Source organism: Nocardiopsis sp. TSRI0078 (assembly GCF_001905145.1).
Taxonomy (GTDB): Bacteria; Actinomycetota; Actinomycetes; order Streptosporangiales; family Streptosporangiaceae; genus Nocardiopsis.
This window is the reverse complement of sequence record NZ_LWLB01000001.1, coordinates 742,430-760,417: the sequence shown is the minus strand read 5'-3', so window position 1 is coordinate 760,417 and position 17,988 is coordinate 742,430. Positions and strand designations below refer to the sequence as shown.

General features: G+C 72.2%; 16 protein-coding genes. 8 read left to right on the top strand and 8 right to left on the bottom strand.

Annotated features, from left to right (window positions below; translation table 11 throughout):
* Positions 1–123: 123 nt before the first annotated feature.
* The 3 genes from A6A08_RS03455 to A6A08_RS03445 form a co-directional block, all read right to left on the bottom strand.
* The gene (locus A6A08_RS03455; RefSeq protein ID WP_073700991.1) at positions 124–849 is read right to left on the bottom strand and encodes a class I SAM-dependent methyltransferase; all 726 of its coding nucleotides are present in this window, start codon (positions 847–849) and stop codon (positions 124–126) included.
* A 291-nt stretch (positions 850–1,140) separates the two neighbouring features.
* Positions 1,141–1,917, bottom strand: a complete 777-nt coding sequence (locus A6A08_RS03450; RefSeq protein ID WP_073700990.1) for a TetR/AcrR family transcriptional regulator — start codon at positions 1,915–1,917, stop codon at positions 1,141–1,143.
* 67 nt (positions 1,918–1,984) lie between these two features.
* The gene (locus A6A08_RS03445; RefSeq protein ID WP_073700989.1) at positions 1,985–2,602 is read right to left on the bottom strand and encodes a TetR/AcrR family transcriptional regulator; all 618 of its coding nucleotides are present in this window, start codon (positions 2,600–2,602) and stop codon (positions 1,985–1,987) included.
* A 153-nt stretch (positions 2,603–2,755) separates the two neighbouring features.
* Here A6A08_RS03445 and A6A08_RS03440 point away from each other — a divergent pair, with 153 nt between their 5' ends.
* A complete protein-coding gene (locus A6A08_RS03440) occupies positions 2,756–4,366 on the top strand; it encodes an ABC-F family ATP-binding cassette domain-containing protein (protein ID WP_073700988.1) in 1,611 nt (536 codons plus the stop codon).
* Positions 4,367–4,390: 24 nt separating this feature from the next.
* On the opposite strand, the gene A6A08_RS03435 is transcribed toward A6A08_RS03440, so the two are convergent.
* Positions 4,391–4,954, bottom strand: coding sequence for a DNA-3-methyladenine glycosylase I (locus tag A6A08_RS03435; protein WP_073700987.1), 564 nt, complete (start codon positions 4,952–4,954; stop codon positions 4,391–4,393).
* A 242-nt stretch (positions 4,955–5,196) separates the two neighbouring features.
* Here A6A08_RS03435 and A6A08_RS03430 point away from each other — a divergent pair, with 242 nt between their 5' ends.
* From A6A08_RS03430 to A6A08_RS03400, 7 genes are all read left to right on the top strand, one after another.
* Positions 5,197–6,147, top strand: coding sequence for an ABC transporter ATP-binding protein (locus A6A08_RS03430; protein WP_073700986.1), 951 nt, complete (start codon positions 5,197–5,199; stop codon positions 6,145–6,147).
* The gene (locus tag A6A08_RS03425; RefSeq protein ID WP_083608771.1) at positions 6,144–6,923 is read left to right on the top strand and encodes an ABC transporter permease; all 780 of its coding nucleotides are present in this window, start codon (positions 6,144–6,146) and stop codon (positions 6,921–6,923) included. Before A6A08_RS03430 ends, A6A08_RS03425 begins: the two co-directional genes overlap by 4 nt.
* 10 nt (positions 6,924–6,933) lie before the next feature.
* Positions 6,934–7,731: an ABC transporter permease gene (locus A6A08_RS03420; protein WP_073700985.1), complete on the top strand. Its 798-nt coding sequence runs from the start codon at positions 6,934–6,936 to the stop codon at positions 7,729–7,731.
* A gap of 413 nt (positions 7,732–8,144) precedes the next feature.
* Positions 8,145–10,199, top strand: a complete 2,055-nt coding sequence (locus A6A08_RS03415; protein WP_073700984.1) for a hypothetical protein — start codon at positions 8,145–8,147, stop codon at positions 10,197–10,199.
* Between the two features lie 28 nt (positions 10,200–10,227).
* The gene (locus A6A08_RS03410) at positions 10,228–11,769 is read left to right on the top strand and encodes a hypothetical protein (protein ID WP_083608770.1); all 1,542 of its coding nucleotides are present in this window, start codon (positions 10,228–10,230) and stop codon (positions 11,767–11,769) included.
* A 164-nt stretch (positions 11,770–11,933) separates the two neighbouring features.
* On the top strand, positions 11,934–12,893 hold the full coding sequence (locus A6A08_RS03405) for an ATP-binding cassette domain-containing protein (RefSeq protein WP_073700983.1): 960 nt from the start codon (positions 11,934–11,936) through the stop codon (positions 12,891–12,893).
* On the top strand, positions 12,890–13,720 hold the full coding sequence (locus A6A08_RS03400; RefSeq protein WP_073700982.1) for an ABC transporter permease: 831 nt from the start codon (positions 12,890–12,892) through the stop codon (positions 13,718–13,720). Before A6A08_RS03405 ends, A6A08_RS03400 begins: the two co-directional genes overlap by 4 nt.
* Positions 13,721–13,723: 3 nt before the next feature.
* Here the strand turns inward: A6A08_RS03400 and A6A08_RS03395 are convergent, their stop codons facing one another.
* From A6A08_RS03395 to A6A08_RS03375, 4 genes are all read right to left on the bottom strand, one after another.
* A complete protein-coding gene (locus A6A08_RS03395; protein ID WP_073700981.1) occupies positions 13,724–14,050 on the bottom strand; it encodes a hypothetical protein in 327 nt (108 codons plus the stop codon).
* A gap of 270 nt (positions 14,051–14,320) precedes the next feature.
* A complete protein-coding gene (locus tag A6A08_RS03385) occupies positions 14,321–14,992 on the bottom strand; it encodes a hypothetical protein (RefSeq protein WP_073700979.1) in 672 nt (223 codons plus the stop codon).
* A gap of 171 nt (positions 14,993–15,163) precedes the next feature.
* Positions 15,164–17,215, bottom strand: coding sequence for a cell wall metabolism sensor histidine kinase WalK (locus A6A08_RS03380; protein ID WP_073700978.1), 2,052 nt, complete (start codon positions 17,213–17,215; stop codon positions 15,164–15,166).
* On the bottom strand, positions 17,199–17,903 hold the full coding sequence (locus A6A08_RS03375) for a response regulator transcription factor (protein WP_073700977.1): 705 nt from the start codon (positions 17,901–17,903) through the stop codon (positions 17,199–17,201). Before A6A08_RS03375 ends, A6A08_RS03380 begins: the two co-directional genes overlap by 17 nt.
* Positions 17,904–17,988 lie beyond the last annotated feature (85 nt).

Sequence of the window (17,988 nt, the reverse complement as noted above, 5' to 3'; positions counted from 1 at the left end):
CAGTGCCCGCGGACCGACCACGGGGTCGGCCGTCCCAGGGGGGATCCGACCCGGGCCCGCCGGGGCGGTCCTTCCGGTGGGAGCCGCCCCGGAAGGGCCCCGCCTCCGCTGGCCGACCAGGGTTCAGCCCGCGTTCCGGGCCACCCGGTGTTCGGGCATCCGGAAATAGATCATCGGGTTGTCGGTGCTGGTACGCACCGGCTCACCCAGCCCCAGCTCCTCCCGCAGCTCCAGGAGGGCGATGTGGGGCGCGGGCGCACGCTTGCGGGACGGGGTGAAGAAGTCCGTGCCGGTGCGGCGCAGCCACGACAGCACCACGGCGCCCTCGGTCAGGGGCAGGGCCCGCCTGCCGTGGAAGACGTCGTGGACACTGACCGGGGTCCCCGGCGCGATCCGGGGGAACAGCTCGGACAGATACCACTTCGCGAACCGGCCGTTGTGCGCGGCGTCCACGAACAGGTAGTCGATCCCCTCCGGGACCTGCGACATGTTCTCGCGGATGTCGCCCTTGTGGAACTCCCACCGGCCCAGGGCCAGGTCGGAGGGCACGTTCGCCACCACGTTGTCCACGATGTCGAAGGAGTGCAGCGTCCCCGTGCCGTTGTCGCGCAGCGCCTGCAGGATCCATGTGGTGGACCAGCCGTGGAAGGTGCCCAGCTCCATCACCGTGTCCGGCCGCGTTTCACGCAGCAGCATGTAGGTGATCTCCGCCTCCAGGTCGTCGAGCTGCGGAGTCATCCGCCCGCGCGTCCGCCGGAGGAAGTCGCGTTGTGCGTCCCGGACCTTGGCCAGCGGGTCTCGATACCTGCGGTACAGATCCCCGATCAACGACAGGTCGATGTCCCCCATACTGTTCCCCTCCGGTGTCGTCATGCGCGACGTCAATGCGGGCTTTACCGTACCCCCGGCGGGTCGGATCACACAGTTCCCACCTGCGGGCCGATCTCCTTCGCCCGTGCCCTCTCCCCGGCAGGGACCACGTGGTCAGGCCTTTCCGCCGACCCGCTCGCTCCTCGGGGTGAGGACCGCCGGAGAAGGACGGACCTCCCTCCGGCGTTCATGCGGGAGGAAAGGGAGTTCCGCTCGTACCATCCCAAGGAAGGGGAGCGCCGGTGGACGGCGGGGACGCCGCCCCGCGGGTCAGGAACCATCGCCCCGGGGGGTCCGGGAGTCCACCAGGGCCTGGACGCCGTCCAGGACGCGCTCCAGGCCGAAGGCGAACTCGTGCTCGGGTGGGTACACCGCCTGGTGCGCGCCGCCCACCGCGCTGCCCACGCGCGAGGCGAGCGGGTAGTCCTCGTCCCGCACGAACGTCGCCAGCAGCGGGCCGTGGGTGCGCCACCACTGCCCGTCGGTCATCCCCGAGGACCTCTCGGTCTCACCCGCCGCCACGGCCTGGCTCGCGGCACCCTCGGCGTAGCTGTTGACCAGGCTGACCGTGGAGTCCATCTCGACGTCGGTCAGGCCCAGTGCGTCCACGGCGGACAGCTCGTACTCGTACTTGGCGATGAGGTGGGGGCCGAGCAGACGGCTCCGGGGGGTCTGCAGCATCCACGGATGGCGCAGGAACAGCCGCCAGTTGGCGTACGCGACCTCGCCCAGCCGGTCCCGCCAGTGGCCGGACCGCTCGCCGTCCCCGTACAGGCCCGCGTACGCGGCGTCGAGCATCAGGTCGACCAGTTCGCCCTTGCCGGGGACGTAGGTGTACAGCGACATGGTCCCCACACCCAGGCGTTCGGCCACCTTGCGCATGGACAGCGCGGCGAGCCCGTCGGCGTCGGCCATCTCCGAGGCCACGGCCACGATCCGGTCCACGCTCAGGTCCGGCTTGCTCCGGCGGCTGACGGGCTCCCGGGTCCGCCACAGCAGGGCGAGACTGCGCGCGGGGTCGCCGCTTCTGGGGTACTGCGTGGGCATCGGCCGTCCTGCTCTCGGTCCGGTGTGGGCCAGTTTAGGGCAGGGCGGCCCGCGTCGGGCCCGGCGTTCAGGGGTCGGGGACGAAGGCGCCCCGGGCGGCGGCGTCGGCGGTGATCCGGGCGGCCAGACACAGGTCGGCCCGGGCGACGGGCTCGCGGCTGACGAAGAGCCGGTAGTAGACGGGTGCGACCGCCGAGCGCACCACCTGTGCCGGGTCGGTGCCCTCGGGAACCTCGCCCCGGGTGACGGCCTCGGTCACGACCACGGAGGCGCGTTCGTGCCGGTCGGTCATGAACACGCGCAGCGCCCCGGCCACGCGGGGGGAGTCGAAGGCGGCGGCGACGGAGGCCGAGGACACGGCTCCCTCGGGTGCCTCGGTGAAGCCGTGCACCACGGTCTCGGCCAGGGCGAACAGGTCGGTGCGCAGGGAGCCGGTGCGCTCGGGCTCCCACGCGCGGGTGGCGGACCACTCCAGCGAGGCGGCCAGGAGCCCGTCCACCCCTCCCCAACGCCGGTAGACGGTGGCCTTGTGCACCCCGGAGCGCGTGGCGACGCGTTCCACGGTGAGTCCCGCGTAGCCGTGTTCGCCTAGCTCGTCGAGGGTGGCCTGGAGTACGGCCGCGGTGTTGCGCGCGGTGCGGCCGCCGGGTCTGGCGGTTCCGGGTGTTTCCGTGTCGGAGGTCATAACGCAACTGTAGTTGCATTTAACGTCCTCGTCTGCCATGCTCACTATCGCGACAGTAGTCGCATCAAGTACTCCGAAGGAGGAGACCACGATGGGCCGAGGCCGCGTGACCCCACGTTCCCGGAAGCTCTCCACCACCCTTCGGAGGTCCGCATGTCCCTCTCCGTCGTCTGCACCCGGCTGGCCTTCGCCTGGCCCGACGGCACACCCGTCCTGACCGGTCTGGACGCCGCGTTCGGCACCGGGCGTACCGGACTCATCGGCCGCAACGGCAGCGGCAAGTCCACCCTGCTCGGCCTGGTCGCGGGGCGGTTGACCCCGGACTCGGGCACGGTGTCGGTGGACGGCGACGTCGGCTACCTGACCCAGGGGCTCACCCTGGACACCGGACGCACCGTCGCCGAACTGCTGGGGATCGACCGGGCCCGCGCCGCGCTGCACGCCATCGAGGCGGGGGAGACCACCGAGGCCGCCTTCGCCGCCGTCGGCGAGGACTGGGACGTGGAGGAGCGCGCCCTCGCCCAGCTCGAACGGTTCGGCCTCACCCTGGCGGGGGACACCCCGCTGGACCGGCCCGTCGGAACCCTCTCCGGAGGGGAGGCCGTGCTGGCCGCGCTCGCCGGTCTGGCCCTGCGCCGTCCCGCCGTCACCCTGCTGGACGAGCCCACCAACAACCTGGACCACCACGCCAGGGAGCGGCTGTACGAGGCGGTCGGCTCCTGGCGCGGGGTGCTCATCGTGGTCAGCCACGACCGCGAACTCCTGGACCGGGTCGATCAGATCGCCGAGCTCCGGGACGGACGCGTACGCGTGTGGGGCGGCAACTACTCCGCCTACACCGAGCAGTTGGCCGCCGAGCAGGAGGCGGCCCGGCGCATGGTGCGCGTGGCCGGGGCCGACGTGCGCCGGGAGAAGCGCCAGCTCGCCGACGCCCAGGTCAAGCTGGCCCGGCGGGTGCGCTACGGCAGGAAGATGTACGACACCAAGCGCGAGCCGCGCGTGGTCATGAAGCAGCGCAAGCGCGACGCCCAGGTGGCGGCGGGCAAGCACCGGATCATGCAGGAGGACAAGCTGGCCGAGGCCAGGGAGGGGCTGGACCGGGCGCGGGAGGCCGTCCGCGACGACGACACCATCCGGATCGCCCTGCCCGGCACCGAGGTCCCCTCCGGACACGACGTGCTGGAGCTGCGGGCCCCCGACGACGCGCGGCTGTACGTGCGCGGCCCCGAACGGGTGGCACTGGTCGGACCCAACGGGTCGGGCAAGACCACCCTGCTCAGGGCGGTGGTCGGCCGGGGAGAGCATCCACAGGCCGAGGTCGTGCACGCGGCCGGCCCGATCGGTTACCTGCCGCAGCGGTTGGACGTGCTGGACGACGACCTGAGCGTGCTCGACAACGTGCGCGCGGCGGCGACGTCCGCCACACCGCACCAGGTGCGGGCCGGTCTGGCCCGCTTCCTCATCCGGGGGGAACGGGTGGAGCAGCGGGCGGGCGACCTGTCCGGGGGAGAGCGGTTCCGGGTCGCACTGGCCCGGCTGCTGCTGGCGGACGCACCGCCCCGCCTGCTGGTGCTGGACGAGCCCACCAACAACCTCGACCTGGACAGCCAGCGTCAGCTGGCCGAGGCCCTCGCGGACTACCGCGGCGCGCTGATCGCGGCCTGCCACGACCACGCGTTCCTGCGGGAGGCGGGGGTGACCCGTTGGTGGGAGACCGCGCGCGGGCGCGCTCCGGTGGAGGTGGCGGGGGCCGGCCGGCCGTAGCGCGCGGGCGTCTTCCGGTGGTGCTCAGGCGGGTTTGGCGGGGCAGCCGACCAGGTGGTCGTCGACCACGCCGACGGCTTGGAGGTAGGAGTAGACGATGGTCGTGCCGACGAAGGTGAAGCCGCGTTTCCTGAGGTCCCTGCCGACCCGGTCCGACAGCGGGGTGCTCACCGGCACCTCGGACTGCTCCGTGAAGCGGTTGACCACGGGTGTGCCGTCCACCCAGCCCCACAGGTAGTCGGCGAAGGTGCCGTACTCCGCGCGCACCCGCTGGAAGGCCCGCGCGTTGCGGGGGAGCGAGGCCACCTTGAGGCGGTTGCGGATGATCCCGGCGTCCTGGAGGAGCCGGTCGGCGTCCTGTTGTCCGTACTCCGCGATCCGGTCGTGGTCGAAGCCGTCCAGGACCCGCCGGTAGTTCTCCCGCTTGTTGAGCACGGTGGCCCAGGACAGGCCCGCCTGCGCGCCCTCCAGGACGAGCATCTCGAACAGGTGGGCGTCGTCGCGCGAGGGCCTGCCCCACTCCTTGTCGTGGTAGGCCCGCATCAGGTCGGACGACCCCCGTGCCCAGGCGCAGATCTGGTCGGACATGGCGGCTCCTCGGGGTGACGGCGGCGGTCCCGTCCATGCTGCCGTGAACCGGTGACAGTCCGAGGCGCGGCCGCCGGCGGGGGAGGGGACGAAAAGCCGTTGTGGCCGGAACCGGACACGCGCGAGGATCGGTCCGTGACATAGGATGACGAAGGTATCTCGATGTCGAGATACCTTCGTGCGGCGCCCCGCCCCCGCGCGTTCCCGCGATCCGCTCCCCTCCCCGAGAAAGGTCGGCACACGTGAGCGCCCTGCAGATCGAGAACCTCGGACGCGTCTACCAGCGCGGGGGAGGTGAGGAGCTGGAGGCGCTGCGCGGCGTCAGCCTGGAGGTCCCTGAGGGCGAGGTGCACGGCCTGCTCGGACCCAACGGCGCGGGCAAGACCACGCTGTGCAAGATCGTCTCCACCGTGCTGCTGCCCACCTCCGGCACCGTCCGGGTGCTCGGGCGCGACGTGGTCACCGACACCGCGGGGGTGAAGAACTCCCTCGGCATCGTGTTCGGCGGCGACAAGGGGGCCTACGACCGGCTCACCGCCCGGCAGAACCTCACCTTCTGGGCCGGGGTGTACGGGCTCACGGGCGCCCGGCGGCGCAGACGGGTGGACGAGCTCCTGGAGAGGGTGGGCCTGGCCGACCGGGCCAAGGAGCGCGTCGGCTCCTTCTCCCGGGGCATGAAGCAGCGCCTCCACCTGGCGCGCGGACTGGTCTCCGACCCGGGCGTGCTCATCCTGGACGAGCCCACCGTCGGCATGGACCCGGTGGCCGCCCGCGACTTCCGCGCCCTGGTCGGCGAGCTGCGCAGCAGCGGGCGCACCATTCTCATGACCACCCACGACATGGCCGAGGCGGCGGCGCTCAGTGACCGGGTGTCCCTCATCGACCAGGGGCGGCTGGTGCTCACCGAGAGCCCCGACACCGTGGGCCGCCTGGTCTCCTCCTACGAGCGGGTGGACGCCCGGGGCGTGCCCGGTCCCCTGCGGGAGCGGCTGGCCGCGCTGCCCGGGGTGGTGTCGGTCAAGGAGGTGGAGGGTGCGGGGACCCGCGTGGAGACCGACGACCCCGACGCCGCCCTCGCCGTGCTGCGGGCCCTGGTGGACGCCGGGATCAGTGACGTGTCCCGGAGCCGCCCCAGTCTGGAGGAGGTCTACCTGCACCTGGTCGGCGGGCGCGGGATGGCGGTGGACACGTGAGGCCCCCCGCACCCGGCTTCGGTCTGGGCTTCGCCTTCCAGACCCGTCGGCTGGCCAGGAGCGTGGACAGCTACTTCGCCCTGGTCGGCGCCCCCTTCTTCACGATCGTCTTCCTGTCGATGGTGCTCCACTCCGACCGCGCCGACCTGGCCTCCTACACGGTGGTGGCCCCGACCCTGATGACGCTGTGGACCGCGGCGCTGATGTTCTCCGGCGAGATGATCAGCGAGGACCGGGAGAACGGACGCCTGGAGCCCCTCGTGGCCTCACCGGTGTCCTTTCCCATGCTGGTATTCGGCCGCCTGTGCGGCGCGATGCTGGTCTCGGTCCCCGCGTTCGGCCTGGCCATCGGGGTCGCCGGTCTGTTCTTCGGCTTCTGGGTCACCATCCACCACCCCGTGGTGTTCGTGCTCGCGATCGCGGCGACCGCCCTGTCCACCGCGGCCACGGCGACGGCGCTCTCGGCGGTGTTCATCGCCGCGCCCGGGGCGCGGATCGTGCAGAACACCCTGTCCATGCCGGTGTTCCTGCTCAGCGGCGTGATGGTCCCGGTGGCACTCTTCCCCGGCTGGCTGGAGGGCCTGAGCCGCGTGCTGTACCTGTCCTGGGGCGCGGACCTGCTGCGCGACGCGCTGGCACCGGAGCCGGTGGAGTCGGCCGCGCTCCGGCTGGCCGCGGTGGTGCTGCTGGGCGCCCTGGCCCTGGCCTTCGGGTCGGCCACCCTCGTCCGCTTCCTCCGACGTGCCCGCGCCAAGGGCACCCTGACCCGGGTCTGAGAGGGAAGCCGTGATCTCACCCGCACGTACCGCCGCCACGGTCCGCCAGGCCGCCGTCCTGGCCCGGACCGACCTGTCCGTCGTCTACACGTGGAGGACCTGGCTCTTCGGGTGGCTGGTCCGCCTGCTGACCCAGGTGGTCTTCTACAGCATGGTGGGGGTCCTGGTCGGTGACCCGGAGTACACGGTGTACGTCGTCCTCGGCGCCGCCGTGCTCGTCTGCGTGGCCGAGACGATGCTGGCCACCGCATCCACCTGCTGGGACAAGCACCAGGGCACGCTCGGCCTGCTGGCCGCCTCCCCGGTCGAGCCCGGCCTGTTCTTCTTCGGCCGCAGCCTCGGATGGCCGGCCTCGACCACCGTCACCACGTCGGTCGCCCTGCTGGCCGTTCCGCCCTTCTTCGGTGTGACCTGGTCGCCGTGGCAGGTGCCGGTCCTGGTGGGCGTCGTGGCGCTGACCGCCCTGAGCAGTTACTGCATGACGCTGCTGCTGGGCTCGGTCGCGCTGGTCTTCTCGCAGGCGCGCAACGTCATCAGCACCATCGCGACCCTCTACGTCACGGCGTTCTCCGGGGCCATGGTGCCGCTGGAGTACTGGCCCGTGCCGATCCGCCGGGTCGCCCAGGCGCTGCCCGCCACCCACGGCCTGGAGGCCGTGCGTCTGGTGGAGGGCGGCGGCAGCGCGGTCCAGGTCCTCGCCTCCCTGGGGCTGACGGCGCTGGTGGGCCTGGGCTGGTTCACGGCCGCCTTCTTCTCCTTCCGGCTGGTGTTCGCCCGTGCCCGCACGGGAGGCGGAGCCCTGGACTGACACGGGCGCCGGTCCCCGAGGGGGCGCTTCGGGGGTCGGCCGGGCAGGCGTGCCACCCCGTCCGACCGGCGGTCCCGGACGACCGTCCGCACTGGTTCCGGCCATGGGATCTCCGTTCGGGTCACGGAATTCATCCCATGAAACCAGGTTCGTTCCGTCGGCGGAAGGCGCCCCATTACTTCTGTGGACGGTTCCGGAATTTCCCGTCCCACCGGGCCGTATGACGGATCGTCGGCCCCGTCGGCACCCTCTGTAACAGTTTCACCAAGAGGAATCAGAGTGCCGATAAACGGACAATCCTCATAACACGTACGTCACGAAAAACGGTTCCGGCCATAAAACCGGGCAGAGTGCGCATCATATGTCGGTGGAGCGGGTCCGAACGAGTGCGGAGAACGGGAGGCGACCGGGTCGTGGCGAGTGGCGCGGAGGTGCCGGACGGTCATGAGACACTGGTCGGACAGGAGGCGCAGGCCGCCTACTACAAGGACCTCGTGGACCCCGGCTGGTCCGGCCCGCCGGGCCGCCGGCGCCCCATCATGGTCGTCCGCGGTCCGCAGGGCTACGGCAAGTCCCACTTCGTGCGGCACAAGGCGCAGGAACTGGAAAGGCTCGGAATCCCCTACGCCCACCTGGATCTTTCCGCCGTCAGGTACCACTCCAGCGTCCCCGACGCCTTCGCCGCCATCTCCTCCCACCAGGAAAAGGGACTCGCCCGCGCCCTGAAGTACTACGGGCGCCTCCAGTTCCCCCGGCTCTGGATCGGCCTGATCACCATTCGCCTGGAAATCGACCTCGAAGGAGAACCGGAGGACGAGAGCGACATCCAGGGCAGGAACGACCGGGCACACGCCGAGATCACCAAGCTGGTGGACCAGGTGTGGCCCGACGGCATGGGGCGGCTGAGCAGGTTCCTGGGAGAGGCGGGCAACCTCATCCCGCCCGCCGAGCTGATCGGCGTCGACCCCCTCCCCGTCGACCTCGCCAGGTGGGTCGCCGCGGTCTCGGGGGTGGGTGCCCGCGTCCTGGAGCGCGTCTTCGACTGGATGCGCACCCAGGGGCAGGGCGGGCAGGCCAGGGAACAGGTGGCCGACTCCCTCTACCACCTGTGGCTGCAGGCGCGGGACCCCGACGCCGTGGACGCCGTGTCCCGCATCTCCAACCGGGAGAAGGTGAGCCGCTTCCTGAGCGAGGCCCTGTTCACCGACCTCCAGCACGTGGCCAGGCGCGTGGGCTACCAGCCCACCCCCGTCCTCCTGCTGGACAACGCGGACCAGGGCGTGGGTCCCGTGCTCCTCAGGTCCCTGGCCGAGGTCCCGGCACCGTTCAGCAGGACGTCGCTCTTCGGCGGCGTCGGCTTCCCCGAGCCGCTCACCGTCGTCGCCACCACGGCCGAGACGGTCGACGGGGTGCCCCTCGAACGGTTCTACGAGGACACCCGGCAGTACATGCGCTTCTTCTCCCTGACCCCTCTGGGCCGACGGGACATCGGGGAGCTGTTCTCCCGCGCCCGCTCCCGGAGCAAGGGCAGCGGCCACGTCTCGAACGAGATCGTCGACCTCCTGGCGGACTTCACCGGAGGGCACCCCGGGACCACCGCCCAGCTCGCCGAGGCCTGGGTCGCGGTCCGGGGCAACAGCCTGCACGAGGCGCTCTCCCACCGTCCCGTGGACCCGTCCACCAAGCTGGAGTCCACCGTGACCGTCGAGGAGCACATGCTCAGGACGGCGATCGGCGCCGACCCCGACCAGCTCGACCACCGCCTCCGGGAGGCGCTCGTCACCTGCTCCGCGGCACGGGACCCCGACGCGGGCCTGTGGCTGAACCGCTCGGGCGGGCTCACCGAGCGCGTCGAGGAGGACCGCCTCCTCGCCTACCCGCTGTGGGACCGGACGCGCCCGGAGGAGACCACGGTGCTGCGCCGCCTCCTGTCCCGGGGCCTGGCCAGGCGCCCGACGGGTGCCCCCGGGAACTGGGACGCCGTCCACTGCAGGCTCGCCGACTACTACCAGAGCGGACAGGCCGACAGCGAGCGCTCCGCCGAGTGCGAGATCTACCACCGCCTCTGCGCCGGGCAGCTCACCCGCGTGGCCTGGCACCTCCAGGGCTGGCTCCAGGCCCCCGACATCGGCGGCGAGGAGTGGGTCAGGCTGCTGCGCGAGGTCACCGCGGCTCCCCTGCGGGCCCGTCCGCCGTTCCCCCTCCTGGACGCGTGGACGAACACGTGGCAGCGGCACGCGGCCTCGGAGGGGACGGAGAGCACGGAGGAGACCGAGACCGTCCTCAAGCTCGTCGCGGCCCTGCAGATCCTCAACGACCCCGACCTCTTCCACTCCGGCGCCCTGCACTCGGTCTGCCACATGGCGCTGAACGACCTCGCCGGACGGGCCCCGCGCGGAGCGGCCCACATCTTCGAGGAGGCGGCCTGGCACCTGCGGCTGGTCGCCAAGTTCGGTGCCAAGGCATGAGCGGTCATCCATCAGAGAAGGGACGGCCATGAACGGCCCCAACGACGCGTCCCCGTTCGCCCCCGGGAACGGAGGACCGAGCTCCCTCTTCCTGAGGTGGCTGAGGCGGTGGTGGAAACTGCTCGTGCCCGTCCTGGTGCTCCTGCTCGTGATCCCGGTCGTCCTCTACTGGGACGTGTTCACCTGCGGCGGCCCCAACAGCGGTGTGCGCCTGGCCGACGGACAGTGCGTGGGCGTCACCGACGGCTCGTACGTCTACCACGAGGAGTACACCGACGTGCAGGCCGACATCGCCCGGGAGAACGCCCGGGTGGCGGAGGAGGCCGACGGGCACGTCGTCCGGATCGCCCTCCTGGGCACGCTCACCTTCGGCGATGTCAGCCCCATGGATCCCGTCCGTATGGTCCGGTCCCTGGAAGGCGCCTACACCGCGCAGATGCGTGCCAACCACTCCCCCCACTTCGGTGACCAGAGCCCCGGAATCCAGCTGTACCTCGCCAACATGGGCGGCCAGCAGGAGCAGTGGGAGCCGGTCGTGTCCGACCTCGTCGCCATGGCGGAGGACGGGACGAACCCCCTCGTGGCGGTCATCGGCATGGGGGTGAGCATCGACTCCACCCGGGACGTGGCCGCCCGCCTCGACGCACACGGCATCCCCATGGTGTCCTCCGCGGTCACCGCCGACGGCCTGGCCCAGCCGGAGACGCCGGGCCTGATGCGCGCCGCCCCCAGCAACACCGAGTACGTGCGGGCGCTGCGTGCCTACCTCGACGGCCTGGAGGAACCGGCGCGGGCGTCCCTGGTCTACGACGACAACGAGCCCGACCTGTTCGTCGAGACCCTGCGCGAGGCCTACGAGGACCAGCTCGGCGTCTACATCTCCGGGCCTCCCCAGGAGTACATGGGCACGACCGTCGGCGATCCCCCCAAGGCCGGCCTGTTCGACACGGTGGTCCGCAACGTGTGCGTGTCGGAGACCGACACGGTGCTCTTCGCGGGGCGCGCGCCGGACCTCGGGGAGTTCCTCGCCTCCCTCGCCCACCGGCCCTGCACGGACCAGCCCTTCCGGGTGCTGTTCGCCGCCATCGGCCTGACCGCCATGGACGACGAGGAGGTGATGGGGTACCTCGCCGAGGGGGACATCACCCTGGTCTACGCCTCGGCCACCGATCCGCGCTGGACCACGGGCGACCCCTCGGCCGACAGGCCGCCCCACTACCTGCCGTTCGTGAACGCCTTCCACGAGTACGTCGGAGACGACGAGGCCGACGCCCTCAACAACGGGTACGCCCTGATCAACCACGACGCGTTCGCCGTGGCGGCCAGCGCCGTACGGATGACCAACGAGATGGACCTGGAGGGCGCCCCGCCCACCTCAGCGGAGGTGAGCGCCCAGCTGATGCTGCTCAACAGCGCCTACAGGGTCCGTGCGGGCGGCGGCTTCCTCAGCTACAGCGACGAGTACGGCGGGGAGGCGGTCGGCCGGTACGTGCCCGTCGTCGAGCTGCCCCTGGACGGAGACCTCCCCAGGCCGCGGCCGCACGTCATCGGTGGCGCCGACGGCCTGTGACCAGGCCCGGCCCTTGCGGAGACGACGCCGGGCCACCCCCGTCCCCACGCCCCGGGAAAGATTCTGTACGCCGTACGGAATCTTTCCCGGGGCTCGTGCGTTCCTGGATCGTAAGCTTTACCGTACGCCGTACGGAAGCAGGCGAGGGCAGGGAAGGGGGCGCTGTGGACACGACCGGATGCGCGGTCGCCGCTCGCGGTCTGGGAAAGCGGTACGGGAGGGACTGGGCACTGAGGGGGTTCGACCTCGACGTGCCCGTCGGCAGCGTGTGCGGGCTGCTCGGGCCCAACGGCGCGGGCAAGACCACCGCGGTGAGGATCCTGACCACACTGCTGCACGCGGACGAGGGCACGGCCACCGTGGCCGGGCACGACGTGGCCGCGAACGGGGACGGGGTGCGCCGCGGTATCGGGCTGGTGGGCCAGAACGCGGCCGTCGACGAGGTGCTCAGCGGTCGGCAGAACCTGGAGATGTTCGGGCGCCTGTACCACCTGGGCGCCCGGCGGGCCGCCGCGCGCGCGGACGAGCTGCTGGAGCGCTTCGGCCTGGACGACACCGGCGGCAAGCCGGTCAGCGCCTACTCCGGGGGTATGCGTCGCCGCCTGGACCTGGCCGCGAGCATGATCCTGTCCCCGCCCGTGCTGTTCCTGGACGAGCCCACCGTCGGGCTCGATCCGCGGGGACGGGGCGAGGTGTGGGGCGCGGTCCGCGAACTCGTGGCGGACGGCACGACGGTACTGCTCACCACCCAGTACCTGGAGGAGGCCGATCAGCTCGCCGACCGGGTCTCGGTGGTCGACTCCGGCCGCGTCGTCGCCGAGGGCGCACCGGAGGAGCTCAAGTCCCGCCTGGGCGGGGACCGGCTCGACGTGGTGCTGCGCGACGCCGCCGGCCTCGACGGAGCGGCCGCCCTCGTCGAGCGGGTGGTCGGCGAGCGGCCCGGGACCGAGGCCGACACGCGACGGATCAGCGTGGGCGTGAGGGACCGGGTCGCGGCTCTCACCGAGGTGGCACGGGCCCTGGAGGCGGAGCGGATCGCGGTGGAGGACATCGCGCTGCGCCGTCCCACCCTGGACGAGGTGTTCCTGCACCTGACCGGCGACCGGACGGAGGAGAACCGATGAACGACACCGTGCGCCGGGCCGGAGGATCCGCGGTCGCCGACCGCCTCCTGTGGGCGCTCGCGGACGGGTGGACCATCACCCGGCGCGACATCGCCCACTGGCTGCGCAGGCCCGGCCGGCTCGTCGCCGGGCTGCTGTTCCCCGTCGTCATGGTGCTGATGTTCGGGTTCCTGTTCGGCGGGGCGATGACCGTGCCCGGCGGCGGGGACTACAGGGAGTTCCTGATGCCCGGCATGTTCGCCATGGCGATGGTCTTCGGGGTGGGGGAGACGGTCACCGCCGTCTCCGACGACGCCGCGCGCGGGGTCACCGACCGGTTCCGCTCCATGCCCATGGCGCCCTCGGCGGTCGTGGTGGGCCGGTGCGCGGCGGACATGCTCAGGTCGGTGATCACCCTGGCCCTGCTGGCCGTCTGCGGCCTGCTGGCGGGGTGGCAGTGCGACGGTGCCCCGGGCGGGGCCGCGGCCGGGTTCGGGCTGCTCCTGCTGCTGCGCTTCTCCCTGGTGTGGGTGGGCGTCTACGTCGGCCTGGCCGTCCGGGGCGAGGGGGCGGTCACGGCCGTGCACACCCTGGAGTTCCCGCTGGGCTTCCTGTCCAACGCGTTCGTGGCCACGGCCTCCATGCCGTTCTGGCTGGGCGCGGTCGCGGACTGGAACCCGCTCTCCTCCACCGTCGCCGCGGCCCGGGAGCTGTTCGGCAACCCGGGCTGGGGAGGCGAGAGCTGGATCGCGCAGAACGCCGTGCTCATGGCCGTGGTCTGGCCGCTGGCGATCACGGCGGTCTTCTTCCCGCTCTGCGTCCGGCGGTTCCGCGCGCTGGGCGGCTGAGCGCTACGGGGCTGGGTCCTCCTCCGCGGCGAGGAGGGCCCGGGCCCTCCTGCGCCGGTGGACCGTCAGTGGGAGCAGCACGAACAGCAGGAAGACGAACAGAGCGACCCCGGCCAGGTTGAGCCAGCGCAGGCCGCTGATGCCCGGACCGGTGTGGGCGTGGACCAGCACCGCCGCGTTCAGGACGAGGAACAGGAGGTAGAGGGCGCCCTGGGCCTTCGGCCGGTACGGGGCCGCCAGCAGCGTCCGGGCCCGGTGGCGGGCGATCCGGTTGACCACGGGGTCCGGGCCGGGCGCACCCGCGCGTACCAGCCGCCGGGCCTCACGCATCCGGGAGCGGTCGGTGTTCGGGGACCGGGGTCCCCCCGGGGGCCGACCGCGCGGAGAACACTCCCATGACACCTCCGAGGAACACGCCGTGGAGGACTCCCGTCCACAGGGTCGTCAGGACGGATGAGGAAGGGTACACGAACAGGCGGAACACCGTGATGAGGCCTGCGGAGAGGACACCGGTGAGGAGCCCGTTGACGATCCCGTACCGTCTCGGGTTCTGCTGGGCGTAGGTCTGGAGGCGAAGGAGCGGGGAAGGGCGCCGCCGGTTCACCGGACCGCCTGCCGGTGGGCCGCGTCGTAGAGGGCGCAGAACTCACGCATCCGGCGGTGCCGCGGGAGGCCGGCCAGGAGGAGAGCGGACGCGCCGGCGAAGAGGAGAACCGTGTTCAGGCCGATCGCCATCAGGGCGGGGTCCTCGTTCCGGAGCCCCCGCACGAGCAGGTACACACCGCTGCCGCTCCACAATCCGCTGAGGATGAGACAGCCCGTCACCAGAGACCGGGACAGCAGCCAACCGGACCATCTGAGGTGTACTCCGGCGTGGACACGGGCGAGCAGGTTGGTCCAGGGGTCGTTGCCCATGACGGCGTTGCCGGCGAGCACCTTGGCGGTACGCAGCCGCTCCCGCGTCGTCCACGGAGGCAGGTCCTTCGGGGGCGTGGTCTCCACGAGGGCGGTGAGAGTCAGAGCCAGGACGGTGAGGACGGGAAGAGCACCCAGCGAGACGATCCCCAGAGCGTCGGAGAGAGTCGCGGCCGCCCCTGACCAGGACGGATCGGTACCGACCCAGAAGGTGTCCACCACGGCGGTGACGGCCCTGGCCCCCGTGGTGAGGCACAGCAGCGTGCCGGACGCGGACCAGCAGGAGAGCACCACAGCGGGCCTGAGACCGTACAGCTCCCGGTAGCTCGGAAGGCGGACGGACGGGGGCTGGTGCACGGGTCCTCCGCGGGGCCCGTGTCGGGGGAGGGCGCGATCGGGCCGGTGCCGCGCCTACCCGCATCCTAGGCGAGGCAGGACACGGCGGGCGCGGTGTGACCGCCATCGGACGCAAGGGCCCGCACGTCTCAGGGACGTCCTCCGCCACGCGAGGCGCCCTCCCGGGGCCCGTCAGTCCCGCGTCGGCTCCCCGGGTCCCGCCAACGGCATCCGGACCGTGAACGTGGTCCCCTCGCCCGGCGTGCTGGCCACCGTCACCGACCCGCCGTGCAGTTCCACCAGGTTGCGCACGATGGCCAGCCCCAGCCCGCTGCCGCCGGTGCGCCGGTTGCGCGACTTCTCCGCCCGCCAGAACCGGTCGAACACGTGTGGCAGGTCCTCCGCCGGGATGCCCACACCGGTGTCCGCCACCTCGATGACCGCCTCCCCACCCGAGCTCCGCACCCCGACGGTGACCGTCCCGGGCGCCGGAGTGTGCCGCAGCGCGTTGCCCAGCAGGTTCCCGACCGCCTGGACCAGCCGTGTCCGGTCGGCCACGAGCACGACGTCCTCCGTCTCCGCGACCAGCCGCAGTCCGGCCGAACCGGCCCTCAACCTCTGACTGTCCACCACCTGCTCGACGAGGAGGCCCGCCTCCACCGGCTCCGGTGACAGCCGCAGCTTGCCCGCGTCCGCCAGCGCCAGGTCCTGGAGGTCGTCGACGATGTCCTGGAGCAGCAGCGTCTCGCCGACCAGCATCCTCATCCGGTCCCGGTCCAGGTCGGCGATCCCGTCCTGGGCCGCCTCCAGCCAGCCGCGCAGGTTGCTCAGCGGTGTCCGCAGCTCGTGTGAGACGTCGCTGACCATCGCCCTGCGCTGCTCCTCCAGTCGCTCCAGGTGCTCCGCCATCTCGTTGAACGCGTCGGCCAACTGGCCGATCTCACCGGAGTCGCGCACCCTGACCCGGGAACCCGCACGGCCCTCGCGCATCCGGCGCACCGCGTCAGTGAGCGCGCGTACGGGGCGCACGAGCCGCGCCGACAGCACCACGCTCACGACCACCGTCAGCACCAGCACCAGCAGCACCACACCGAACACCCGCACCAGACCCTCGCCGGTCAGCGGCACGACGCCCGAAGCCTCCGCCTCGGGGTCGTCGATGAACAGCAGCGCGGCCGGGGCCACGTAGGGGTCCAGTTGCTCGCGTCGGGCGGAGTCCAGGCACGCGGAGGTGCGCGCGTCGAACCGCGGCGGCTCGGGAGCCGCCCCGGGTTCCATCGCGACCGATTCCTCGGGCACCGCCTCCGGGAAGGGCGCGTCCACGCCTCCGGCCGGATCCTGGCCGCCCACGGACGGTTCCACGAACCCTGGGCCCGCACCGCTGCCGGGATCGTCCGGTCCCTCCTCGAAGGAGGGCGCCTCCTCCCCGGGCACCTGGGAGTCGCGCGGAGCGCGGGCCTCGTCCATGATCTCCCAAGGGGCCGGCGCCGGATCGGGGGCCAGCGCCACGGGAACCCCGAGGGTCCCATCGATCCGGAACTCCGCCGCCACCTCCTCGGGCCCCTCCGCGCCCAGACAGGCCCTGACCAGGCCGTTCAGCTCATCCAGCGCCTCCAGTTCTCTTTCGGTCGGCTCGCCCAGCGCCTCCAGCCCGCACTCCAGCCGCGCGTACCGGTCCACCTGGGCCCCGGTGACGGCGGGACGCCCGCTCGGTCCGGCCTCCACCTCCACCGCCGTCCCGTACAGCTCGCCCAGGCAGACGGCGCTGTTCTCCGCCAGGCCGGCCAGCCGGGACCGGTCCTCCCCCGACAGCGCGAACGGTCCCACGGCTCGGGGGTCGATGCGTCCGGTGAGGCCGGGGGCGAGGGTGACGTCCACCGCCAGCGGGTCGACCACCGAGGTCGTCCGAGGCGGGAGCGGCCCGGCCTGCTCGGCCGAGTCCGCGATCAGCCCGCGGTTCTCGGTGGTCAGGACGACCCGCCGCCCGGTGTCCTCGGACAGGTGCCGCACCGTCTCGCCCACGCCCTCCCACCCGGGGTGGGCGGCGGCGTAGGCGACGAGCGTGTCGTGGATGCGGGTGTCCACGGCCAGGGTCTCCCCCTGCTGCACGGTGAGCGACTCCGACGTCCCCTGCACCGCCAGCCACGCCGTCGCGAAGATCGAGCAGACCGCCACCAGCACCGAACTCGCCAGCAGGCGCGCCAGCAGGCTGTGCCGCAGCGCGCCCCTACGCCGGTCGGCCATCGGTCTTCCCGACGAGCTTGTAGCCGACGCCGTACACGGTCACCAGCCGCACCGGCCTGCGCGGGTCCGGCTCCAGCTTCCGGCGCAGGTTCTTCACGTGCACGTCGATGGTGCGCTCGGTGATGAACCGGCTCATGCCGTGGATGTGCTCCAGCAGCTGGGCGCGCGTCAGGACCCGGCCGGGCTGCGCGGCGAGCGCTGCGAGCAGCTGGAACTCGGCGGGCGTGCACCTGACCGGGGCTCCGTCCACCCGCACGGCGTGGCGCGACGGGTCCACCGCGACCGGACCCGCGTGCAGCACCCGGCCCGCGTCGTCGGGGTCCCTGCGCGACCGCCGCAGCAGCGTGCGCACCCGCGCCATGAGCTCACGCGGGCTGTAGGGCTTGGTGACGTAGTCGTCCGCGCCCAGGTCGAGTCCGGTCAGCAGGTCCTCCTCGGTGGAGCGTGCGGTGAGCATCAGCACCGCCACGTCGGACTCCGCGCGCAGGGCCCGGCACGCGTCGAGGCCGCTCATGACCGGCATCATCACGTCCAGCACGACCAGGTCGGGCCGGTCCCGGTGGTGCGCCGCGACCGCCGCGCGCCCGTCGTGCACGACGCGGACGAAGTGCCCCTCGTGCTCCAGGTAGCGCCGGATCAGGTCGGCCTGGTTGACGTCGTCCTCGGCGACCAGCACATGCGCGCACACGGTGACCTCCGATCGGCTTCCGGCCCGGTCGGGCCTCGGTGCGGCTCGATCGTACGCGTGCGCGCGAGGGCGCCGGGTCGCGCCC